Here is a 21,707-nt window from a genome sequence, read left to right as displayed (position 1 = left end):
CGCTAGAGCTGTTCCAATTCCGAGATCAGCCAGTCGCCGTGGGCGCGGGTGAGGCTGACCCGGTATGCCAACGCATCCTTGGTCGATTGCCCGCCACCCGCGGTCTCGGTTTTCTGGTCGACGAACGCCACCACCGTGGCCTCGTCGGCCTTCAACGACTCCACGCCCGTGTTGCGGACCGTCGCGGTCTGGGTGACCTTGTCCGGCTTGGTGCGGATCGTCTTGCGGTACTCGTCGACCGCTGCGCCGGTCAGCAGTTCGGTGACCGCGTCGATGTCGGCCCGGCTGGTCGTGGGGGTGTAGCTGAGCACCTTGACCACGTTGGTGCCCACGAACTCGGTGACCTGCTCGCGCGCATGGTCGTCGTCGGCGATGGGTGCCGGCGCCGGCCGGCTCTTGACCGACAGCTGCCAGGAACCCAGGCCGACGGTCACGACGATGCCGACGACGAGGGCGACGACCAGTAGCGTCCAGCCTCGGGTGCGAGTTCCCATCAGTTCACGAACTCCAGCTTCGAGGCCTTGTAGCTGCCGTCGACATGTTCGACGGTGACCCGCACCCGTTGCAGTGAAACCACGCCGACCCGATTGCTCGTGACGGTGACCTTCGTGTCGACGGTGACGAGCACGACCGCTTCATCGGAGAACAACAATTCGACGCCGGCCCCGGTGACCGTTCCGTCGGTCTTGACGCCCAATTCCTGAGCCTTGCGTTTGATCTGCGGCGCCTGGTCCTTCAGGTTGGCGCGGAACTCGTCGGTGGCGCCGGCCATGATCGCCGCGAGATCGGTGTCGACGGTGTCCGCGCTCACGGTCACGGTGTGCAGCGCGAAAGTCTGCGCGGCCTCGACGTACGGCTGCCACGACGGCGTGCTGCGCGGCGCTGGGGTGGCGCGGACGAACTGGCTGGTCGCGAAGCCGAGGGCGCACACCAGCAGTACCGCCAGCACGGTCGGCACCACAACCCTTGCAGCGCTGCGCTTCTGAGGGATGCGCGGTTGCGGGATCGGGCTGGGCCCCGACCAGGTGGGGGAGTGGTGCGGCGCATTGACCACCGGGGGGCCGGGTGCGGTGAAGGTCGGGGCGATGATCCGTGGGGGCTCGGCGGAGACCGGCCGCGGCGAAACCGGTTGTGGTGGTACCGGTTGTGGCGCGGGAGGCCGCTGCGTAACGGGGGCGGTCGCCCGGGCGTCGGCGAGTGCCTTCGCGAAATCGCTGCACCGCGTATAGCGGGCATCGCGGTCCTTGGCCATGCCCTTGAGCATCACCTCGTCCAGGTGGGCCAGTTCCGGACGAATGGTGCGCAGGCTCGGCGGGAGCTCGTTGAGTTGCTTGCTGATGACCACGGCGGGATTGGAGTGATAGAACGGCGAGTGCCCGGCCAGGAGCTGAAATGCGCTGGCGGCCAAGGCATATTGGTCGGCCCGACCGTCCATCGTCTGCCCCAGTAGCTGCTCGGGGGCGGAGTAGGCCATGGAGCCCACGGCCATGTTGGTGGCGGTGATCCCGCTGATGTCGTCGATCCGGCGGGCAACGCCGAAGTCGGCCAACAGAATTCGGCGACGAGCGGCTTCCGGTCCGGTCAGCAGGATGTTGGCGGGCTTGACATCGCGGTGGAGCAGGTGGCGCTCGTGCGCGTAGTCGAGTGCTTCGGCGATGGCGGTGACGATCTCGACGGCCTCAGGCAGGGGCATGCCCCCGGGATGCCCCTCACGCACGTGTCGAGCGGCGTCGGTGCCGTCGACGTAATCCATCGCGATCCACAGCTGCCCCTCGTACTCGCCGCGATCATGCAGGCCGACGATGTGGGGATGCCAGAGCGAGGCGGCGATATCGGCCTCGCGGTTGAACCGGTCGCGGTACTGGGCGTCACCGGTCAGCGAGGCCGGCATGATTTTGAGGGCGTCCTGGCGGGGGAGGCGCGGATGCTGCGCCAGATACACCTCGCCCATGCCGCCTGAGCCGAGTAGACGCTGAATCGTGTACCCGGCGAACACGTCGCCGGAATTCAACGCCATGTGCGTGATCGTAGTCGGGACGGTGACGAGGCGGTTCGCGAGTAGCGTCGAGGCCATGGCTGCCGCTGATTCCGATGCCGTCCGAGAATTGCTGCGCGACGCATTCACGAGGCTCATCGAGCACGTCGACGATCTCACCGAGGGGTTGACCGAGGAGGCCTCTAGTTACCGGCCCACCCCGCAGGCCAACAGCATCGCATGGCTCATCTGGCACAGCGCCCGTTGCCAGGACCTGCAGTTGTGTGACATCGCCGGGATCGAGCAGGTGTGGATCCGTGATGGCTGGAAGGATCGCTTCGGGCTCGACCTGCCGGCCGACGACATCGGGTACGGGCACAGCCCCGAAGACGTTGCGAAGGTGCACGCGTCGGCCGAACTGCTGGCGGGCTACTACCTCGCCGTGCACAAGGTGACGCTGGCCTACATCGCCGGTGTGACGTCCGAGGAGCTCGGCCGCATCGTCGATACGCGGTGGGATCCGCCGGTGACGGCGAGCGCGCGCCTGGTCAGCATCGTCGACGATTGCGCTCAGCACCTCGGCCAGGCGGCGTACCTGTGCGGCATCATCCCTTGATTGCCCGGTGGTGGCCACCGATCGCCCTGGCATGCATGGTGCTGCTCGGTTGGGCTGTTCATGGCGCTCCGGTTTCGATCGACCAGTGGTTTCAGGCGCTCGGCCATGAGATGGGCCGGCGAAGGATCGTCTTCCTCCTGTTCACCGATCCGCCCCTGGTGGCTGTCGCGTTGGTGATCGGCATCGTCGTGGCCGTGCGGCAGCAGCGAAAGCGACTGGCGGTCGCCATGGTGGTGAGCCCGCTGCTGGCGATCACCATCGTGCGGTTCATCAAGCCCCTCTTCGGCAGGGAGAAAGAGGGGGCGCTGGCCTATCCCAGCGGCCACACCACGTTCCTCGTGACGGTGACGGGGATGCTCGTGCTGGTGGCGTACATGCGACTGTGGGCGCTGGCGGTCGCGGTCATCGTCGTCCTGCTCGGCATCTTCGGTTTGGCGACGACGTTTCACTACTTCACCGACACCGTCGGCGGCGTGTTGCTGGGCACTTCGGTGGTGTGTATCGCCGCGATCTTCGCCCGCCAGGGGCAATTCGACCCGGTGAACGGCGCTTCGCCCGATCTTCGCTGAGCGATCACCTGTCGCGGGCTGCGCAGTGGGTGACGATGGGGGCCGCCACCCACTGCGCGGCTCGTCGAGATCGCCTCGAGCCTGCGTTCAGATCGCAAATTCCGGCGTTCGGGCGATCCGGGCGCAGGGTCGGCGAAAAGTCCATCGCAGGCTGTACTTGACAGGTGTCAACCCCAATGCGACGTGGGTCACAAACGGTGATTAACATAGGCCGCATGACAGCGACGCCAGATGTAGATCGGACCGGAGAGTTCACGGGTTCCGGCACCATTCACAACCCCGCGACCGGTGCCGTCGCGGGCCAGGTGACCTGGACCGACGCCGCCGACGTGCCGCGCATCGCGGCCGGGCTGCGGGAAGCTCAGAGGGAGTGGGAGGCCCGCGGCGCCAAAGGCCGCGCCAAGGTGCTGGCCCGCTACGCGGTGTGGCTGGGGGACCACCGCGACGAGATCGAGAAGCTCCTGATCGCCGAGACCGGCAAGTCGGCCATGGACGCCGCACAAGAGGTCCCGCTGCTGATCATGATCCTCTCGTACTACATCAAGGTCGTCGAGAAGGCGATGGCGCCGGACTCCCGCCCGGCCCCGCTGCCCTTCTTGTCCATCAAGAAGATCGCCGTGCATTACCGGCCGCGTCCGGTCATCGGGATCATCGCGCCGTGGAACTACCCCGTGGCCAACGCCATGATGGACGCCATCGGCGCGCTGGCCGCCGGATGTGCGGTGCTGCTCAAGCCGTCGGAGCGCACCCCGCTGACCGCCGAGGTGCTGCTGCGCGGCTGGCTGGATTCCGGCGCGCCCGAGGTGTTCGCCCTGGCTCAGGGTGCGCGCGCGGTGTCCGAGGCCGTCATCGACAACTCCGACTACATCCAGTTCACCGGCTCCAGCGCGACGGGCGCCAAGGTGATGGAGCGCGCCGCACGGCGCCTGACCCCGGTCAGCCTGGAGCTCGGCGGCAAGGATCCGATGATCGTGCTGGAAGACGCCGACGTCGAGCTGGCCGCCAACGCCGCGGTGTGGGGTGCGATGTTCAACGCCGGTCAGACCTGTGTGTCGACCGAGCGGGTCTATGTGCTCGACCCCGTCTACGACCAGTTCGTCGCCGCCACCGTCAAGGCCGTGGAGAACCTCAAGATGGGCACCGGCGAGGGCTACCACTTCGGCTCCCAGATCGACGAGAGCCAGGTGGCGATCACGGAACGCCACGTCAATGAGGCCGTTGCCGCCGGCGCCAAGGCGCTGACCGGAGGCAAGCGAACCGAAGGCGGGGGCAGCTTCTTCGAACCGACCGTGCTCGTCGACGTCGACCACTCGATGGCCTGCATGACCGAAGAGACCTTCGGGCCGACGCTGCCGATCATGAAGGTGTCCTCGGTGGAGGAAGCCGTCCGGCTGGCCAACGACAGCCCGTACGGGCTGAGCGCAGCGGTGTTCTCCAAGGATGTCGAGCGGGCCAAGGCGATTGCGCTGCAGCTGGATTGCGGTGCGGTCAACGTCAACGACGTCATCTCCAACCTGATGTGCACCACGGCCCCGATGGGCGGCTGGAAGACCTCGGGCATCGGAGCCCGCTTCGGCGGCCTCGACGGGGTGCGCAAATTCTGCAAGCAGGAGACCGTGGTGGTGCCGCGCACCAACGTGGGTGCCGGCGGCAGCTACTACAACAACTCGGAGAAGGCGACCGCCCGGATGAACAAGCTGATGACCAAGCTGGCATTGGCACGTCCGCGCCGTAAGTCCAAGTAAGGCCGGGTAAGGACCTACCGGGCGTTCACCCCGGCGACACCTTCGTGTTCGCCGGGGTGGATACCGTCGGCCGGTGACTCTCGACATCACCGGTTACGCGGTCCGTGACGACGACGATGACGACCCTGAGTTGTTGCTGGAACCCAGCGGCGAGGTCGTCGACACCTGGCGGGAGAACTACCCGTACTCCGACCGCATGTCGCGTCAGGAGTACGAGGAGCAGAAGCGCCTGCTGCAGATCGAACTGCTGAAGCTGCAGAAGTGGAGTCAGGGCAACGGGTTGCGGCACGTCATCGTCTTCGAAGGCCGTGACGCCGCAGGCAAGGGCGGCACCATCAAGCGGTTCATGGAGCACCTGAACCCCCGCGGGGCCCGCGTCGTCGCCTTGGAGAAGCCGACCGAAAAAGAGCGCACCCAGTGGTACTTCCAGCGCTACGTGCAGCACCTGCCCGCCGCCGGTGAGATCGTGCTATTCGACCGCTCCTGGTACAACCGCGCCGGGGTGGAACGCGTGATGGGTTACTGCTCGCCCAAGCAGCAGGCCGAATTCATCCGCCAGGCCCCGTTGTTCGAGCAGATGCTGGTCAACGACGGCATCAGCCTGACCAAGCTGTGGTTCTCCGTCACGCAGTCCGAACAGCGCACCCGGTTCACCATCCGCCAGGTCGACCCGGTGCGGCAGTGGAAACTCTCACCCACCGACCTCGCGTCGCTGGACAAGTGGGAGGACTACACCGCGGCCAAAGAAGACATGTTCGCCTGGACCGACACCGAAATGGCGCCCTGGACCGTGGTCAAGAGCAACGACAAGAAACGCGCCCGCATCAACGCCATGCGTCATGTGCTCGGTAAGTTCGACTACGACAACAAGGATTTTGACGTGGTCGGCCACGCCGATCCGCTGATCGTGGGGCGTGCCCTGTCGGACTGAGCAGTTCCGGCCGCCGCCTGAGAACTAGGAGGACGGCGTGCGATTCGTCATGACGCTGTTCCTGTGGGTGCTGACGACGATCCTGCTGGCGGCCGCGGTGCCGTCGGCGTGGGTCCAGAAGAACATCATCGACCAGCAGGGCTACTCGGCGTTCGCCACGGCCGCGGCCGAGGATCCGCAGCTGCAGCAGGCGGTGGCCGGCGAACTGACCACCCAGGTGCAGTCCCTGGCCGCGCAGAGCGGGGCGGACGTGGACTCGCGGCGGATCCGCGCTGCGGCAGGGGCCTACACCACCGGCCCGGACTTCCCCGGGCAGTTCGCCCTCGCCAACCAACTCGCGCACACCTGGATGTTCACCGACCGGTTGTCCCGGAACGAGAACGGCAGCTGGGTGATCGACCTGGCCCCGATGCTCTCGGATGCCTCCTTCCGCAAATCCCTGTCCGATTTCGGTGTCGAAGTGCCGCAAACGCTTACGGTCCCCATCGCCTCGACGGCGCCGGACAGTCTGCGGCCCGGAATCTTGCGTCCGCTGGCGGTGTGGGGTCCGTGGGTCAGTGTCGGGGTGACGGTTCTGGCGGGCGTCTTCGCCCTGCTGACGTTGGCTGCCGCCCGCGCTCGCGGTAAAACCCTTGCTGCACTGGGCATTTCCGCGTTGCTGGTGGGTGCGGCCGGCTGGGCCGGTTTGGAGGTGGGCCGACGCTATCTCAACGAGGCGCTCAACCACACCAGCGGGGACATCCGGCAGATCGCCGACGCCATGGTCGGCCATGCCATCGCCAGCCTGCACCAATGGCTCAACCTGACCCTGGCCGCCGGCGGTGCGCTGGTGGTGTTCGGGATCGTCGTGGCGCTGCTCGGTGGATTGCGGCGTCGCGACTGACGTCTAGCCTCCCCGGACGCGTTCCCACAGCCGCAGGTAGACCTCGGCGCCGTGGAACATGTCGGTCATCATCTCCGGGCCGGCGAGGACGCGGATCGCTTCGAGCCAGTCGGCGTAGCTGCCGTAGGTCGCGGTGCCATCGGCGTTGATGTCGAAAATGCGGTCGCCCCACCGTTCCCGGTCGAAGGTCACTTTGCCGTCGTGCGAGGTGAAGGGGTAATTGACGACGCCGGCGCCGAGCGGTCCGCCCTGTGGCGCAAGGCCATTCGAATCGGAGCCGAAGCCGAAGCCGAAATCGGCGTTCGGCCGGTACATGGCACGGGCCTGGCGCCAGGCTCCGATGGTGCCGCCCGGGCCGCCGGCGTAGGGCGTGGCGAAACCGCCTACGGCATAGACGCGTTGGATGGTGCGGGTCGAGCCCCAGCTGTGGGAGGACACGACGCCGGGATACTGACGCTGTTCGACGATCGTCATGACCTGGTCAGCGGTGACCTCGTCCATGTGATCGACCTCAAGGAGAAAGCCCCGGTCGATCATCGCGTTGATCAGGTACCTGCCCAGGTCGGTGAGACCGCGGACATTGCAGTGTGGTCCGGCGGCGTAGAGCGGTAGCGGCGCGCCTCCGGTCAGGGGGCCGGTGAGGCGGGCCAGGAACTGGTTGACGTTGCCGGCCAGCGGCACCGAGAGTTGAGTGCTGTCGGACTCGGGACCGGTGCAGGACTGGACATTCCAGAATGTGCCGGTCTGCAGAAAGTTGCCGGCGTTCACCAGCAGGCCGGTGGCCTCGGGGTCCATCTTGGTGCCGCCGAAGGCGTTGTCGAATTTGTGGATGGGGAAGAAGCTGCTGACGCCGAGGTTGCGCAGTTCCGTGAGCCAGCGGTCGACGTTGGCTCGCCCGCATTTCGGTTGGCCCAGGATCACGCCGCAGCCCATGGGGTCGGACAGCTCCATGCCCATCACCACCGCGAGTTTTCCGGACGCCGCGACCTGGCGCGCGGTCGCGGGATCCGTGACGATGCGGAAGAAGCCCTGCCCGGGGCCGCCGGCCTGGGCGTCGATGTAGTCCTGCAGGGCGCGCAGGCTTGCGGCCTGGGTACGCACGGAAGCCATGTCGTCGCAACGGTTTCGGCGATCAGTCATCAGCATGCACAGTGACTCGTTGTCGACCAGGTCGACGGTCATCATGCGCAGACCGGCCTTCCAGGTCCGCTGAATACTGGTCCAGTAGGTGTTCTCGGTGGAGAGCACGTACGGCTTCGGCCAGTCACGGAAGGTCGGCCAGCCGCGCTTGTCATAGGCTTTGAACGGCTCGCCGTAGTCGAGGAAACTGGCGACCAGGCCATTGGTTCCGGTCCGGTACCGCGAACAGTCGGGTAGCGCGAACGGTGCTCCCAAGGGATGCCACGGGCGGCCGCAGTGGAAATTGCCGCCCATGAATTCGTAGGCGGTGACATGCACATGCGGGTCGATCGTTCCCACGACCGACCCGTCCGGGCCGACGCTCGGGCCCGGGGCGCCGGAGGTTCCGTCGTTGGCTTCGGGGTAGTCCGCGCAGCCGGTCGCGGGCACGAAAGTGACGGGCCCACTGGTCCTGGTGGCCGTATTGGTGAGGGTGAATCCGGTTGCGCCCGAACCATCTACGCGCCATACGGAGGTCCATGTCGGCGTCGTCGTCGTAACTACCGACTGTGGCGGCAAAGCATTGAGGATCTCGCGGTTCCGGCCGTAAAGCAGGTATTCGCCGAGCGCCGTCGCCTGCATCCGATACGGCCCGGAGGCTGGGGCCAGCGGGCCCGTCGGCGTATCGATCATGTAGCAGCCGTTCACCAGGGAGTAGCGCGTCTGCGTGGGATCGGCGGTGGCCGTACCCATTGCCGGCCCGGCGCTCAGGGCGGTCAGCACAACTGTGAGGAGTACTGACAGGTATTTCAAAGATCTTCTCCTGGTAGCGATTCCCGAGTTCTTACCCAAGTGCGGACCAGGCAGATGCGCAGCACATACCGACCCCCTCCTGCCCGACCGGCAGATTACCCACGACGGTGTGAGCGGAGATAGGGACCGGTATCCATCGTCAGCGTTTTGTGACCCACCCGTTAAATACCGGGCGATCCGCTAACTGACTGTCGTCATTACAGTAACCTCCACAGCATGCTGCGTGTCATTCAGTGGGCCACCGGATCCGTCGGCAAACACGCGATCGCCGCGGTGCAGGCCCACCGCGAGCTTGAGTTGGTCGGGGCGCTGGTTTACAGCGATACCAAGGCGGGCCGCGACGTCGGTGAGATCTGCGGGATCGGCCGCATCGGCGTCACCGCCACCGCCGATCGGGACGAGATCGTGGCGGCCGACGCGGACTGCGTCCTCTACATGCCCCAGGGCGAGATGAACCCGATGGGCGCGGTCGACGACATCTGCCGACTGCTGGCCTCGGGAAAGAACGTGGTGTCCACCGCGGTCACCGGACTCATCTACCCCCTGAGCATGGGGCAGCGCGTGGTGGACAAGCTGGAGGCGGCCTGCGCTCAGGGACAGACCTCCTTTCACGCCACCGGAATCGAACCGGGTTGGGCCGCAGAGGTTCTACCGCTCACGATGTCGGGGCTGTTTCAACGCATCGACACCCTGCTGGTGCAGGAGCTGATGGATTACAGCACCTACGACAGCCCCGAGATGATGTTCGACATCATGGGATTCGGCAAGCGGCCCGACGAACCGGTGCCGATGGCCGATCCGGCGCTGGCCGGGCTGACCTTCAAGGCACCGCTGATGCTGCTCGCCGAGGGGCTCGGCGCCACCATCGACGACTTCATCTTCGATCGCCAGGTCGCCGTCGCGGCCGAGGCGTTCGACATCAAGTCCGGCCGTATCGAGTCTGGAACTGTTTCCGCTCAACGATTTTCCTACACTGCCGTCGTCGGCGGCCGACCCGCCCTGACCGTCGAACACATCACCCGCCTCGGCGACGATCAGGCACCCGACTGGCCGGCCGGGCGCGGCTGGCACGTCACCGTCGAAGGCAACCCGTCGATGGAGCTCAGATCCCGTATCGCCAACCACGGTGAGGACGAGACCGAGCAGGGCTGCCTGGGCACAGCGATGCACGCGGTGCACGCGATCGCACCGGTGTGCGCGGCCGCCCCCGGGATCCGGACCTTCCTGGACCTACCGATGATCACCGGACGTGGAGTGCTCGACGGGCGCTAGCCGCTACGACACGTCGCTGGAGGGCGAGAGCCAGGTGTTGCACTGTCCGATCTTGTTCTCGCGGTAGCCCTGATCCCACCAACCGCTGAAGTGTGCCTTTGATCCGTGGTCACGAGGCGCGCTCGGATTCCAGTCGCCACGGGTCGCGTTGTCGTCAAGCGCAATCTGGTAATCGGCCACGGTGAATCGTCCTCCGGTGTCGACGATGGAACCGATGAACATGCCGGAGAAGCACTGTGCCTGCAATTCGTAGCGGCGCGTCAACTCCAGCCCTTGCTCGGACTGTTCACCCACCGCGTCCCTCTGTCTGCTCTCCTCACTCCCTGTTCCGAGGAGCGATTGGATGTGGTGGCCGTATTCATGGGCGAGCATCGACAGGTAGATGATCGCCTTGTCGCCGTATCGATCTGCCGGCATTCCGGCAAGTGGCATATAGATGGTTTCGCTGAGGGTTCCCTGCGGAAGCTGCCCAGAGCAGTAGCGGGCGGGGTTCTGGCCCGGGCTCGTCGAGTAGGTGCCACATGGCGTTGTCATGACGTCGCCCGTCGGCACCGACAGCGTCACGTTCCGAAACTCGAAACCTGCGGCCGTCACGACGGGTTTCCACGCGGCCTCCAAGCACTGGAGGGCCGCCTGGTAGAAGATCTCAGCCGCCACCGCGTCGCTCGGCCAGCCGACCGGGTTGCATGGCTGTTTGGTCAGGCCGGCGTCGAAGTTGGCGTAGATCCGGTTTTGTCCCAATGCGGCCTCGCCGGTGGGCAGGGGCATTGCACTGGTGGTGGTCGGGGGAGGTGTGGTGGTGGCGGTGTAGGACGGTGTGGAGGTGAGTTCGCTGGTGGGGACTGCGCCTGCGGGGCTGGCCGGCTCGCTGGCGCTGGTGCTGCCCTGTTGTTTGAACACCACGACTCCTGCGGCGATCAGCGCGAGCACGACGACGACGGCGACGGCCGAACCGATCAGGACGGCCGGTCGTCGAGCGCTTTTCGGTGTTGGCAACGGGGCCGGATACGCGGGGGATGGCCCACCCCAGGGGTCGGCATGGCCCGGCTGATGCTGCGGTGGCATGGGCGGCCCCGTTGGCGCGGTGGCCCATGGATCCGGGGTCGACACCCGGGGATCCGCGGGCTTGGCGTTGTCCGATTTGGCCCGTGCGAACGGGTCGGCGCCCGCAGCGAAGGGATCATCGCCCCAGGACTTGGGCGGCGGACCGAACGGACCCCACGACTGCATTTCGAGTACGTTACTGCCCGGACCGAGCCCGCGCGTGCGCGAGTTTTCGCACGAGTGGGCTCAGCGCCGGGCAAACTTCCGCTAGGTGCGGTCCCCGAGCGTCTGCCAGAGGAACTCGTAGGTCAGCGCCGCCTTGAACGCGGACTGCTTGTTGTCGGCCGCGCCGCCGTGGCCACCTTCGATGTTCTCGTAATACAGCACCCGATGCCCGGCCGCCTCCAGCGCCGCGGTCATCTTCCTGGCATGCCCGGGATGCACCCGGTCATCCCGGGTCGAGGTGGTGATCAGGATCGGCGGATACTTCGCCGAGGCCGAAATATTCTGGTACGGCGAGTATTCCGCCATGAACTCCCAGTCAGCCGGATCGTCGGGGTTGCCGTACTCGGCCACCCATGACGCGCCCGCGAGCAGCAGGTGGAAACGCTTCATGTCCAGCAACGGCACACTGCACACCAGTGCCCCGAACAGCTCCGGGTAGCGGGTCAGCATCACGCCCATGAGCAGCCCGCCGTTGCTGCCGCCGGCCGCGCCGAGCTGCTCGACCGTGGTGATGCCGCGGCGCACCAGATCGGCGGCGACCGCGGCGAAATCTTCGTACACCAGATGGCGGTTCTCCCGCATCGCCTGCTTGTGCCAGCCCGGGCCGTACTCGCCACCGCCGCGGATGTTGGCCTGCACGTACGTGCCGCCGCGCTCCAGCCAGCCGCGGCCGACCCCGCCGATGTAGCCCGGGGTCAGCGAATTCTGGAACCCGCCGTAGCCGTAGAGATAGGTCGGGCTCGGTTCGTCGCGGCGCCCGACGACGAAATACGGGACCTTCGTGCCGTCCTTGGAGGTGGCGAAGAACTGCTCGACGCCGATGCCGTCGGCGTTGTAGAACGCCGGTGCGGATTTGATCTGAACCAGCGACCCGCCTGCGGTGCCGTACAGCAGCCGCGACGGAGTGGTGAATCCGCTTGAGTTGTAGAAGACCTCGTCACCGAGGTGGTCGATGTCGACGACGATCGTATCGGCGGCCGGCGGGATGTCCGGTGCGTCCCTGCGTTCCCACGTCCCGGGCGTGACGACCTCGACGTGGCTGGCGACATCGCGCAGCGTGATCAGGATCAGCTTGTCCTTGGTCCACTGCACGCTCGACAGGCAGCTGTGCTCGTCGGGCTCGTAGATCATCGCGAGATCAGCTGTGCCGGACAGGAAATCGTCGAACTTGGTGGCCAGGAGCGCGCCCGCGGGATAGGTGACCTCACCCACCTGCCAGTCGGTCCGCAGGGAGATCAGCAGCCACTCTCGGTGCAGTGACAGTGACGAGTCGGTCGGGACCTTGAGTTCGATGAGCTCGCCGTCGCGCACCTCGTAGCGGATGCGGTGGTAGAAGTCGGTGTAACGGCCCAACCGGGTGTGCTCGAAGCCCGGGGTCCGGTCGATCGAGGCGATCACCCGGACATCAGTCGGCTCGGCCTCGTACACCGTCTCGGCGTCGGCCAACGGCTGACCACGGCGCCAGCGCTTGGCGATCCGCGGATACCCGGATTCGGTCATCGAACCCTCGCCGAAGTCGGTGCACACCAGCAGGGTGTCCTCGTCCTCCCACGACACCGAGGACTTGGCTTCGGCCAGCTCGAATCCTCCGGAAACGAATTCCCTTGTCCGCATGTCGAACTCGCGCACCACAGTGGCGTCGGCGCCGCCCCGGGACAGGCTGATCATGGCCAGCGTGTGCTCCGGCTCGATCACCTCGGGCCCGGCCCACACCCAGTTCTCGTCCTCGGCGCGCGCCAGCTCGTCCAGATCCAGGATCACATCCCAGTCCGGATCGTCGGTCCGGTAGCTCTCCAGTGTGGTGCGCCGCCACAGGCCGCGCGGGTTGGCCTCGTCGCGCCAGAAGTTGTACAGATACTCACCGCGCCGGCCCGGATAGGGGATCCGCGCATCGGTGTCGAGGATCTCCAACACCTCGGAGCGCATCGCCTCGAAACGGTCGCCGCTCAACTCGGCGATCGTCGGCTCGTTGTGCGCCCGCACCCACGCCAACGCGTCGTCGCCGGTGATGTCCTCAAGCCACAGGTAAGGGTCGTTCGCCACCCGTCCATTGTGACCGCGCGCGTACTGTGAGCTGGACAACACCACTGACGACAGAAGCGAGGACGTGATGGGCCAGGCACCGGCGCGGGCCCTGATCACCGCGGCCGCCGCTGAACTGCTGGCACGGCTACGGGAGCGCCACGGGTCGCTGATGTTCCACCAGTCCGGCGGCTGCTGCGACGGGTCGTCGCCGATGTGTTACCCCGACGGCGAGTTCATCGTCGGTGATCGCGACGTCCTTCTGGCGGTTCTCGACGTCGGTGACGGCGTTCCGGTGTGGATCTCCGGTCCACAGTTCGAGGCGTGGAAGCACACCCAGCTGGTGATCGACGTCGTCCCCGGCCGCGGCGGTGGTTTCAGCCTGGAAGCGCCCGAAGGCATGCGGTTCCTGTCTCGCGGCCGGGCCTTCACCGACGCTGAGAACGACCTGTTGGCCGAGCAACCCCCGGTGACCGGTGCGCAGTACGGAGACGGAATCAGGCCGCCCGGCACCGGCAGCCACATCGTCGACGAAGCCGCCGACGCCTGCCCGATCCCCGGGGGACGCGCCGCGCAGATGTAGCGGGTCGGCGTGGTCGCGGCGTTATCGTCGAAGAGTGATTCCGCTGCCACGGGCGTGGCTGCTGACCAGCGCAATGTTGGTCGGCGTAGCGGTCGGGCTGTTGGCAGGCATCGCCACGACACTGCTGGTCACGGTCGCCGTCCGGCCTGATGTGGTGATCGCCCTCGCCCTCGGGGTGCCCGGGGTCCTGGGGATACTGATGGTCCTGGTTTCGGGGCGGCGGTGGGTCACGACGCTCGGCGCATGTGTGCTGGCCATCGCGCCCGGCTGGTTCGGTGCCCTGGCGATCATCCAGGTGGCAACCCATGCCTGAAAACGTCGACACCTCCACCGCGGACTTCGCCCCGCTGTTCGACACGGGGGAGAACGAGGTCCTCGACGAGGAGTTGTCGCCCGAAACGACGTCCGCGGAAGACATGACCCCGGACGAGACGGCCTTCGACGACGCGCCCTCGGCACCGCTGCCCGCCCCGGCTCCGCCCATCGTGGTGGAAGGGATCTACCTGTCCGTCAAATGGTGGACGTTCGTGGGCGGGCTGGCCGGGGTGTGGTTCGTCTCCGCAGCGGCGGGGGCCGGTCTGTACTACTACTGGTACCAGTCAGCCGACAAGACCTGGCCGGTGTTCGCCGTGCTCGCCTACATCGTCGTCACCACGGTCGGGGCCCTGGTGGCGTCGACGGCCCAGCGCAAACCCCTGGTATCGGCCCTGGCCATCGCCCTGATGTCGGCGCCTCTGGCGGCGATGGCAGCGGCGGCGGTTTTCTACGGCGCCTACGTATTCGGCTGGATCGCCCGGTAGGGCCATTGCACGGCCCACTAGGGTGGGGTCGTGACCCACTTTGACGTCGTCGTTCTCGGAGCTGGTCCCGGTGGATACGTCGCGGCCATTCGTGCCGCCCAACTGGGGCTGAACACCGCAATTGTCGAACCCAAATACTGGGGCGGCGTGTGCCTCAATGTCGGGTGTATCCCGTCCAAGGCGCTGCTGCGCAACGCGGAACTCGCGCACATCTTCAACAAGGAAGCCAAGACCTTCGGCATCAGCGGTGAGGCCACCTTCGATTACGGTGCCGCCTTCGATCGCAGCCGCAAGGTCGCCGACGGTCGCGTCGCCGGCGTGCACTTCCTGATGAAGAAGAACAAGATCACCGAGGTTCACGGCTACGGCACCTTCACCGGGCCCAAGTCGATGTCGGTCAAGCTCAACGAGGGCGGTACCGAGGACCTCACCTTCGACAACGCGATCATCGCCACCGGATCATCGACCCGCCTGGTGCCGGGCACCGCGCTGTCCGACAACGTGGTCACCTACGAAACCCAGATCCTGTCGCGCGACCTGCCGGGCTCGATCATCATCGCCGGCGCCGGCGCGATCGGCATGGAGTTCGCCTACGTGCTGAAGAACTACGGCGTCGACGTCACCATCGTCGAGTTCCTGCCGCGCGCGCTACCCAACGAGGACGCCGAGGTCTCCAAGGAGATCGAGAAGCAGTACAAGAAGCTCGGCGTCAAGATCCTGACCGGCACCAAGGTCGAGGGCATCGCCGATGATGGGTCGACGGTCAAGGTGACGGTCAGCAAGGACGGCACCACCGAAGAGCTCAAGGCCGACAAGGTGCTGCAGGCCATCGGGTTCGCGCCCAATATCGAGGGCTTCGGCCTGGAGGCGGCCGGGGTGGCGCTGACCGACCGCGGGGCCATCGCGATCGACGATTACATGCGCACCAACGTTCCCGGCATCTACTCGATCGGCGATGTCACCGGCAAGTTGCAGCTGGCCCACGTGGCCGAGGCCCAGGGCGTCGTCGCAGCCGAAACCATCGGCGGCGCAGAGACTCTGGCGCTCGGTGACTACCGGATGATGCCGCGCGCCACATTCTGCCAGCCGCAGGTGGCCAGCTTCGGTCTCACCGAGGAGCAGGCCAAGGCCGAGGGATACGACGTCGTCGTCGCCAAGTTCCCGTTCACCGCCAACGGTAAGGCGCACGGCCTGGCCGATCCGACCGGCTTCGTGAAGCTGATCGCCGACAAGAAGCACCTCGAGCTGATCGGTGGACACCTGATCGGGCCGGACGTGTCCGAGCTGTTGCCGGAGCTGACACTGGCGCAGAAGTGGGACCTGACGGCCAACGAGCTGGCCCGCAACGTGCACACCCACCCGACCCTGTCGGAGGCGCTGCAGGAGTGCTTCCACGGGCTGACCGGCCACATGATCAACTTTTGAGAAACGAAATCGTTGCCGGCATAGCCGGATTGGTGGTCGGCCACATTCTGTGGCTGGCTGCCATCACGTTGGCGACCGAAGGCTCCCGGGTGAACATCTGGGTGCTTCTGGTCGCGGCCCTGTCGCTCATCGGCGGCGCCGCGGGCGGATATTTCGGCTGGCGTAAGTACCAGCAGAAGTCCCACACATGGGCGGCGTTCCTGTGGACGTTGCCCGTGTCTCCGGTGCTGTTCTCGCTCGTGTTGCTCGGGGTCACCTACCTGTAGGTTTGTGTGATCGCACAACAACAGGGCGTGCGTTTCGTGCGATTTTCCGCTACAGGACAGGTACACCCTGGACGAATGTCGATGTGAACAGATCGGGCCGCGGCCCGTCCACATCGGCAGCACAGGGAACCCAATGGCATCTAGCAGTGGACTGATCGATGACGCGCCCCTGACGGCATTCCACAAGAAACTGACGCTGTACTCGTCGGGTGGACCGTTCATCGACGGCTATGCCATTGCGATCATCGGGTTCACCTGGGCGACCATGAGCACGTCGTTCAACGTCACGACGGCAGACAAGGGACTGATCGCCGCCGCGGTCCTGGTCGGCATCTTCGTCGGCGGCGGCCTGTTCGGCTGGGTGACCGACAAGGTCGGCCGCCACATGATGTACATCCTGGATCTGCTTGCCCTGGCGGTCTTTTCGGTGGGCTGCATGTTCGCCACCGAGGTCTGGCAGCTGATCTTGCTGAGGTTCCTCATCGGCATGGCCATCGGCGCCGACTACCCGATCGCCACCTCGCTGCTCGCGGAGTACCTGCCCGCCAAATACCGCGGCCGCATGCTCGGCGCCACGTTCGTCGTGTGGGCTGTCGGCGCTACCGTTGCGCCCGTCGTGGCGATGGTGTGCACCCACTTCGCCGGCGACAATGCCTGGCGCTGGATGCTGGCCAGCCCGGCCGTCTTCGCGCTCGTCACCCTGTTCCTGCGGTTGGGGACACCGGAATCGCCGCGGTGGCTGATCAGCAAGGGACGCGTCGAGGAAGCGGACCGATCCATCAAGCAGGTCTTCGGGCCCGACTACGGGGTCGAGGATCTCGGCGAGCCGGCGACCGCCGAACGCGCGACCTTCACGTCGGTGTTCAAGCCGCCGTACCTGAAGAGGACGCTGTTCGTCAGCCTGTTCTGGATGTGTCAGGTGATTCCGCTGCTGTCCATCTACTCGTTCTCCTTCGACATCCTGGGCGAGGTCGGCATCACGGGTAACGGTGGAGAGGTGTTCCTCGCCGCACTGTTCGCGGTCGGCGGCATCCCGGGACTGTTCCTGGTCGACCGGATCGGCCGCAAGGCCCTGCTGATCTACACCTTCGCCGGTATCGGAATCATCTGGGGCATCGCCGGTCTGATCCCGGGTCTGCCGGTGATGATCGTCTTCACCGCCGTGTGCGCGTTCGCGTTGCTGTCCGGGGCGTCCAGCTTCCTCGAAATCGTCTATCCCAACGAGTTGTTCCCGACGGAAGTGCGCGCGACGGCTGTCGGCATCGGCACTGCGGCCAGCCGGATCGGTGCGGCGGTGGCCGTCTACCTCATGCCCTTCGCCCTCGACAAGGGAGTCAACTGGGTGCTGCTGGCCGGCTCCGCCGTCTCATTCGTCGGGCTGGCCGTCACGGTCGCGTGGGGTGTGGAAACGGCCGGCCGCTCGTTGAGCGACGCGGCGGACGTCAAGGCAGGGTCAGACCGGGAGGCGGTACGTTCCGCCTGACTCGGTTTTCTACACCCGGGCTGTCGATGGGCCGCCGTCACAACCCAGGTGTAGAAATCGACGTTGGGATGCCGCCGCCGCCTAGTCCGGGAAGTCCAGTGGGATCCGCAGCGTCGTCATCATGGCGGCCAGACCATCGTATTGGGCTGCCAGCATGCAGAATTCGATGAGCTGCTGCTTGGTGAGGATCGCCGAGAGTGTGGCCCAGGTTTCGGCCGAGATCGACCGGGTCACGACGAACTCGTCGGTCGCGGTGACCAGCACCCGCTGCCGGTCGGTCAGCCCCTCGGCGTCGGGCCCCTCGAAGATGCGGGCCTGGGTGTCGGCGTCCACCCCGCGGCTGCGGGCCAACCGGCGGTGCTGCTGCAGTTCGTATTCGCAATCCCGCAGATGGCCCACCCGGAGGATGACCAACTCGGCGTCCTGACGCGACAACTTGCCCAGCGGGCCCAACAGCACCCCGGAATAGGGCAGCCAGGCCAGGAACAGCAGCTTGTGCTGGCCCAGGACGTTCATCAGGGTGAACCTCGGTGCCCGGATGGCCCTGGCGCCCAGCTTGGCGATGGCCCAGTTGACCGGGCCCAGCTCACGGAATCCGCCGGGTGCGATACGGGCCGGCTCGAGTGCACTCACCTCGCCGAGTCTGGCACAGGTGGTGCGGCTCAGAAGGTCCAGGCGCCGGTGGGTTCGATGACGAAGCCGTGGTTGTGGCGGGTGTCGATGCACGCGACGAGGCCGTTCTCGCCTACGGCGCAGGTGAATACACCCACTTGGGGCCCCCAGTCAGCGACCAGTTTCTGGCCAACCTCGAGAAGTCGGCCCTTCGGGCCCGCTTCAGACTGACATTTGTCATCGAGCCGATTGATCGAGTACGTGTGTTCGCGGTCTGGGTGTTCACGGTTGGATCGCCCGGCATGCGAGCAGACGTTGTCGGTCGATTCATAGGGGTCGGGCGAAAAGTTTCCTGAGCACCAAGGTCCGCCGAAGTTGATCTCACAGCTAACCCCAGTCGAGGTGGTGAATTGATAGCTTGGCCCTCCGCGGAGTGGTACGTAGAAATTTTCCGGGTTTGCGGAGACGAATTCGTCGAGGTTTGGGAAGACGTGTGGCTGCGGTTCTGCTTGTGCAGTACCCGATATTTGGCGTGTACAGCCGGCGATTGAGGCGGCGACCAATACCGCCACGGCGAAAAACATCGCGATTGTGCGGATCACCGAAGCCGGCCACACGTTGGGAAACGTTTCATTCGCGTTTGCGCCGACTGTGAGTGTGCAGGTCGGCGACCCGCGTCACGTAGTCTGCGCTGGCCGCCAGCTCGGTCACCGCAGCGGAACTCGGCTGGAAGTCAGGTCCCGGATCCATCGGGGTGACCGCATCCTGCATCTGTGTGCCGAGGTCATTGAACTGGCCGGCGAGCACCGTCAGTTCAGCGGTATCGACCTCGAGCTGCGGCCCAGTCATTTCCCAAGCTTATGGCCATCTCCGGGCCGCCCGGCGCGCCAATTAACTACGGCTGCCGCACCAGATACGGGGACACGGTCGAGCGGTGCTCGTTGAGGTCCAACGCTTTGCCGAGTGCGGGGAACGCGCGTTGCGGGCAGTTGTCGCGTTCGCACACGCGGCAGCCCGAGCCGATAGGTGTGGCAACCTCTCCGGAGAGGTCCAGTCCTTCGGAGTACACCAGCCGATGCGCGTGGCGCAGTTCGCATCCCAGCCCGATGGCGAAGGTCTTGCCGGGCTGCCCGTAGCGCGACGCGCGGCGCTCCACGGTGCGGGCCACCCACATGTAGTTGCGACCGTCGGGCATCTGGGCGATCTGCACCCCGATCTTGCCCGGATTGCCGAACGTCTCGTAGACATTCCACAGCGGGCAGGTGCCGCCTGAGGATGAGAAGTGAAAGCCGGTGGCGGACTGGCGCTTTGACATGTTGCCTGCGCGGTCGACCCGGACGAAGGAGAACGGCACCCCGCGCATCGACGGACGCTGCAGGGTGGACAGCCGGTGCGCGATGGTCTCGTAGCTCACCGAGTAGAACGCCGACAACCGCTCCACGTCATAGCGGAAATTCTCGGTCACATCATGGAATTGGCGGTAGGGGAGCACCGTGGCCGCGGCGAAGTAGTTGGCCAGCCCGAGCCGGGCCAGGGTGCGGGATTCGTCGCTGGTGAACATGCCCTCGTCGACCATCTTGTCGATGAGCTCGCCGAACTCGAGGAAGGCAAGTTCGGCCGCCATCTTGAACACCTGCTGGCCGCTAGAGAGGTGGTTGCCCATCTCCAGGGTCTTGGTAGCCGGGTCGTAGCGGTGCAGCACGGTGTCGCCCAGGTCGATGCGCCGAACGATCCGGACGCCGTGCACCGTGGTCATCCGGTTGGCCAGCTCACCGGCAAGGTCACCACGGTGCATGCGGATCTTCGAGGTCAGATCCTCCGCGGCGGTATCGAGTTCGTGTAGATAGTTCTGCCGTTGGTAGAAGTAGTCGCGCACTTCCTCGTGCGGCATGGTGATCGAACCGCTGCCGCTGCCGTCGGAATACCGGTCCTCGGTGGCGGCCGCCAATTGCGTGGTGGTGAGCCGGTATCGACGGTGCAGGTTGACCATCGCGCGGGCGAAATTCGGATATGCCGCGACCATGTCGGCGACTTCGGCGACGTCCATCTCGGCGCCGAGGTCGCGGTCCATCGTCACCTCGCGCATCTCGGCGACCAGGCGGGTGTCGTCGTGGGAGGCGAAGAACGTCGCGTCCACCCCGAATACCTCGGTGATGCGCAGCAGCACGGCCACGGTCAGCGGCCGCACGTCGTGCTCGATCTGGTTGAGATAACTGGGGGAGATCTCCAGCATCTGGGCCAGCGCCGCCTGGCTGAACCCACGCTCGCTCCGCAGTTGACGCACCCGCGACCCGACGAACGTTTTTGCCACGTCAAATAGCCTAACAAGGGTGTGAAGGCGGTCTTTGCATTCTTGGCAGTTTGGTCACTACTGGCAGTATCGGGCTGCCTGGCATGATCGGCTCAGACGACAGCGACTGGAGATGACCATGACGGGAACCGCGCAGAATTCGACCACCGGGCTGAACAAGGTGATGATGCCGGTGCCCGATCCCCATCCCGATGTCTTCGACCTGGAATGGCCGCTGCGGATGGCCGATGTCGATCGCACCGGCCGACTGCGGTTCGACGGCGCGTGCCGGCACATTCAGGACGTCGGCCAGGACCAGCTGCGGGAGATGGGATACGAAGACGTCCACCCCGCGTGGATCGTGCGGCGCACGATGATCGATCTGATCCGGCCCATCGAGGGCAGTGACATCCTGCGGATGCGGCGGTGGTGTTCGGGCACGTCCAACCGGTGGTGCGAGATGCGGGTGCGCATAGATGGAAGGCGCGGCGGCCTCATGGAGTCCGAGGCGTTCTGGATCCACATCAACCGCGACACCCAGGGGCCCTCCCGGATCTCCGACGACTTCCTGTCCGGCCTGCGCCGCACCACCGACGAGTCCCGTCTGCGCTGGAAGTCCTACCTGAAGGCCGGAAGTCGTGAGGACGCGGCCGAGATCCGCGAGTACCCGGTGCGGGTGTCCGACATCGACCTGTTCGACCACATGAACAACTCGGTCTACTGGACGGTGGTCGAGGACTACCTGTACTCGCACCCCGAGCTGCTGGAGAAGCCGCTGCGGGTGACCATCGAGCACGACGCCGCGGTGGCCCTCGGCGAGAAGCTCGAGATCCTGTCGCACGTTCACCCGGCCGGATCGACCGACAAATTCGGTGAAGAGCTCTCGGATCGCACTGTTAGAACGCTCACATATGCCGTCGGCGACGAGACAAAAGCGATCGCATCACTGTTCTCGCTCTGACCCCACTCGGTTTAACAGTACGAGCGTACTGACCTGCGCCTTTGCGCTACTCGTCGGTAGCTTCTGAACCGGT

Annotated in this window: 22 protein-coding genes; 13 read left to right on the top strand and 9 right to left on the bottom strand. The window is 65.8% G+C overall.

Annotation, left to right across the window (positions count from 1 at the left end; all coding sequences use genetic code 11):
- Positions 1-2 precede the first annotated feature (2 nt).
- Both ACWEFV_RS24055 and ACWEFV_RS24050 read right to left on the bottom strand, forming a co-directional pair.
- Complete coding sequence (locus ACWEFV_RS24055) at positions 3-494, bottom strand: hypothetical protein (protein WP_450072017.1); 492 nt, start codon at positions 492-494, stop codon at positions 3-5.
- A complete protein-coding gene (locus ACWEFV_RS24050) occupies positions 494-2,017 on the bottom strand; it encodes a serine/threonine-protein kinase (protein WP_450072016.1) in 1,524 nt (507 codons plus the stop codon). Before ACWEFV_RS24050 ends, ACWEFV_RS24055 begins: the two co-directional genes overlap by 1 nt.
- A 55-nt stretch (positions 2,018-2,072) precedes the next feature.
- On the opposite strand from ACWEFV_RS24050, the gene ACWEFV_RS24045 reads away from it, so the two are divergent.
- The 5 genes from ACWEFV_RS24045 (at position 2,073) to ACWEFV_RS24025 (ending at position 6,719) form a co-directional block, all read left to right on the top strand.
- Positions 2,073-2,591 (top strand): mycothiol transferase, encoded by a 519-nt coding sequence (locus ACWEFV_RS24045; protein ID WP_450072015.1) that lies wholly within the window; start codon positions 2,073-2,075, stop codon positions 2,589-2,591.
- Positions 2,573-3,160 carry a PA-phosphatase gene (locus ACWEFV_RS24040; RefSeq protein WP_450072014.1) on the top strand — a complete coding sequence of 196 codons (588 nt, stop codon included), beginning with the start codon at positions 2,573-2,575 and terminating at the stop codon, positions 3,158-3,160. Before ACWEFV_RS24045 ends, ACWEFV_RS24040 begins: the two co-directional genes overlap by 19 nt.
- A 215-nt stretch (positions 3,161-3,375) precedes the next feature.
- Positions 3,376-4,905 carry an aldehyde dehydrogenase family protein gene (locus ACWEFV_RS24035; RefSeq protein WP_450072013.1) on the top strand — a complete coding sequence of 510 codons (1,530 nt, stop codon included), beginning with the start codon at positions 3,376-3,378 and terminating at the stop codon, positions 4,903-4,905.
- A gap of 73 nt (positions 4,906-4,978) precedes the next feature.
- Positions 4,979-5,836, top strand: a complete 858-nt coding sequence (gene ppk2 / locus ACWEFV_RS24030) for a polyphosphate kinase 2 (protein WP_450072012.1) — start codon at positions 4,979-4,981, stop codon at positions 5,834-5,836.
- A gap of 37 nt (positions 5,837-5,873) precedes the next feature.
- Positions 5,874-6,719 (top strand): hypothetical protein, encoded by an 846-nt coding sequence (locus tag ACWEFV_RS24025; RefSeq protein ID WP_450072011.1) that lies wholly within the window; start codon positions 5,874-5,876, stop codon positions 6,717-6,719.
- Between the two features lie 3 nt (positions 6,720-6,722).
- Here ACWEFV_RS24025 and ACWEFV_RS24020 read toward each other — a convergent pair whose 3' ends face one another.
- Complete coding sequence (locus tag ACWEFV_RS24020; RefSeq protein WP_450072010.1) at positions 6,723-8,651, bottom strand: peptidase; 1,929 nt, start codon at positions 8,649-8,651, stop codon at positions 6,723-6,725.
- Between the two features lie 216 nt (positions 8,652-8,867).
- Between ACWEFV_RS24020 and ACWEFV_RS24015 the strand changes: the two genes are divergently transcribed.
- Entirely contained in the window at positions 8,868-9,923 is a 1,056-nt protein-coding gene (locus ACWEFV_RS24015) for an NAD(P)H-dependent amine dehydrogenase family protein (protein WP_450072009.1), read from the top strand.
- 3 nt (positions 9,924-9,926) lie between these two features.
- Here the strand turns inward: ACWEFV_RS24015 and ACWEFV_RS24010 are convergent, their stop codons facing one another.
- Complete coding sequence (locus tag ACWEFV_RS24010; protein WP_450072008.1) at positions 9,927-11,153, bottom strand: neutral zinc metallopeptidase; 1,227 nt, start codon at positions 11,151-11,153, stop codon at positions 9,927-9,929.
- A gap of 81 nt (positions 11,154-11,234) precedes the next feature.
- A complete protein-coding gene (locus ACWEFV_RS24005) occupies positions 11,235-13,277 on the bottom strand; it encodes a prolyl oligopeptidase family serine peptidase (RefSeq protein ID WP_450072007.1) in 2,043 nt (680 codons plus the stop codon).
- Positions 13,278-13,302: 25 nt separating this feature from the next.
- Here ACWEFV_RS24005 and ACWEFV_RS24000 point away from each other — a divergent pair, with 25 nt between their 5' ends.
- From ACWEFV_RS24000 to ACWEFV_RS23975, 6 genes are all read left to right on the top strand, one after another.
- Entirely contained in the window at positions 13,303-13,797 is a 495-nt protein-coding gene (locus ACWEFV_RS24000) for a DUF779 domain-containing protein (protein ID WP_135458534.1), read from the top strand.
- Between the two features lie 34 nt (positions 13,798-13,831).
- A complete protein-coding gene (locus tag ACWEFV_RS23995) occupies positions 13,832-14,110 on the top strand; it encodes a putative holin (protein ID WP_450072006.1) in 279 nt (92 codons plus the stop codon).
- Positions 14,103-14,597, top strand: a complete 495-nt coding sequence (locus ACWEFV_RS23990) for a hypothetical protein (RefSeq protein ID WP_450072005.1) — start codon at positions 14,103-14,105, stop codon at positions 14,595-14,597. The genes ACWEFV_RS23995 and ACWEFV_RS23990 overlap by 8 nt, the downstream gene beginning before the upstream one ends.
- Before the next feature lie 30 nt (positions 14,598-14,627).
- A complete protein-coding gene (gene lpdA, locus ACWEFV_RS23985; RefSeq protein ID WP_450072004.1) occupies positions 14,628-16,022 on the top strand; it encodes a dihydrolipoyl dehydrogenase in 1,395 nt (464 codons plus the stop codon).
- Positions 16,019-16,288 (top strand): flagellar basal body-associated FliL family protein, encoded by a 270-nt coding sequence (locus ACWEFV_RS23980; protein ID WP_135458530.1) that lies wholly within the window; start codon positions 16,019-16,021, stop codon positions 16,286-16,288. Before lpdA ends, ACWEFV_RS23980 begins: the two co-directional genes overlap by 4 nt.
- 133 nt (positions 16,289-16,421) lie before the next feature.
- Positions 16,422-17,771, top strand: a complete 1,350-nt coding sequence (locus ACWEFV_RS23975; protein WP_450072003.1) for an MFS transporter — start codon at positions 16,422-16,424, stop codon at positions 17,769-17,771.
- 81 nt (positions 17,772-17,852) lie between these two features.
- On the opposite strand, the gene ACWEFV_RS23970 is transcribed toward ACWEFV_RS23975, so the two are convergent.
- Genes ACWEFV_RS23970 through ramB form a run of 4 tightly spaced genes read right to left on the bottom strand, consistent with a single transcriptional unit; the run spans position 17,853 to position 20,694 of the window.
- Complete coding sequence (locus ACWEFV_RS23970) at positions 17,853-18,404, bottom strand: carboxymuconolactone decarboxylase family protein (RefSeq protein WP_450072002.1); 552 nt, start codon at positions 18,402-18,404, stop codon at positions 17,853-17,855.
- A gap of 29 nt (positions 18,405-18,433) precedes the next feature.
- On the bottom strand, positions 18,434-19,000 hold the full coding sequence (locus ACWEFV_RS23965; RefSeq protein ID WP_450072001.1) for a hypothetical protein: 567 nt from the start codon (positions 18,998-19,000) through the stop codon (positions 18,434-18,436).
- A gap of 13 nt (positions 19,001-19,013) precedes the next feature.
- Positions 19,014-19,232, bottom strand: coding sequence for a hypothetical protein (locus ACWEFV_RS23960; protein ID WP_450072000.1), 219 nt, complete (start codon positions 19,230-19,232; stop codon positions 19,014-19,016).
- Positions 19,233-19,278: 46 nt separating this feature from the next.
- Positions 19,279-20,694 carry an acetate metabolism transcriptional regulator RamB gene (gene ramB / locus ACWEFV_RS23955; protein ID WP_135458521.1) on the bottom strand — a complete coding sequence of 472 codons (1,416 nt, stop codon included), beginning with the start codon at positions 20,692-20,694 and terminating at the stop codon, positions 19,279-19,281.
- Between the two features lie 118 nt (positions 20,695-20,812).
- Here ramB and ACWEFV_RS23950 point away from each other — a divergent pair, with 118 nt between their 5' ends.
- On the top strand, positions 20,813-21,634 hold the full coding sequence (locus ACWEFV_RS23950; protein ID WP_135460289.1) for an acyl-[acyl-carrier-protein] thioesterase: 822 nt from the start codon (positions 20,813-20,815) through the stop codon (positions 21,632-21,634).
- Positions 21,635-21,707: the final 73 nt, after the last annotated feature.

This window comes from Mycobacterium sp. NPDC004974 (assembly GCF_053600815.1).
This window is presented reverse-complemented; position numbering and strand designations above follow the sequence as displayed.

Excerpts from the sequence above, each read along its gene's own strand:
- ACWEFV_RS24015 (WP_450072009.1), top strand. The coding sequence starts at position 8,868 with ATGCTGCGTGTCATTCAGTGGGCCACCGGATCCGTCGGCAAACACGCG.
- ACWEFV_RS24010 (WP_450072008.1), bottom strand. The coding sequence starts at position 11,153 with ATGCAGTCGTGGGGTCCGTTCGGTCCGCCGCCCAAGTCCTGGGGCGAT.
- ACWEFV_RS23975 (WP_450072003.1), top strand. The coding sequence starts at position 16,422 with ATGGCATCTAGCAGTGGACTGATCGATGACGCGCCCCTGACGGCATTC.
- ACWEFV_RS24000 (WP_135458534.1), top strand. The coding sequence starts at position 13,303 with ATGGGCCAGGCACCGGCGCGGGCCCTGATCACCGCGGCCGCCGCTGAA.
- ACWEFV_RS23960 (WP_450072000.1), bottom strand. The coding sequence starts at position 19,232 with ATGACTGGGCCGCAGCTCGAGGTCGATACCGCTGAACTGACGGTGCTC.
- ACWEFV_RS23950 (WP_135460289.1), top strand. The coding sequence starts at position 20,813 with ATGACGGGAACCGCGCAGAATTCGACCACCGGGCTGAACAAGGTGATG.
- ACWEFV_RS24055 (WP_450072017.1), bottom strand. The coding sequence starts at position 494 with ATGGGAACTCGCACCCGAGGCTGGACGCTACTGGTCGTCGCCCTCGTC.
- ACWEFV_RS24050 (WP_450072016.1), bottom strand. The coding sequence starts at position 2,017 with ATGGCGTTGAATTCCGGCGACGTGTTCGCCGGGTACACGATTCAGCGT.
- ACWEFV_RS24035 (WP_450072013.1), top strand. The coding sequence starts at position 3,376 with ATGACAGCGACGCCAGATGTAGATCGGACCGGAGAGTTCACGGGTTCC.
- ACWEFV_RS23990 (WP_450072005.1), top strand. The coding sequence starts at position 14,103 with ATGCCTGAAAACGTCGACACCTCCACCGCGGACTTCGCCCCGCTGTTC.
- ACWEFV_RS24045 (WP_450072015.1), top strand. The coding sequence starts at position 2,073 with ATGGCTGCCGCTGATTCCGATGCCGTCCGAGAATTGCTGCGCGACGCA.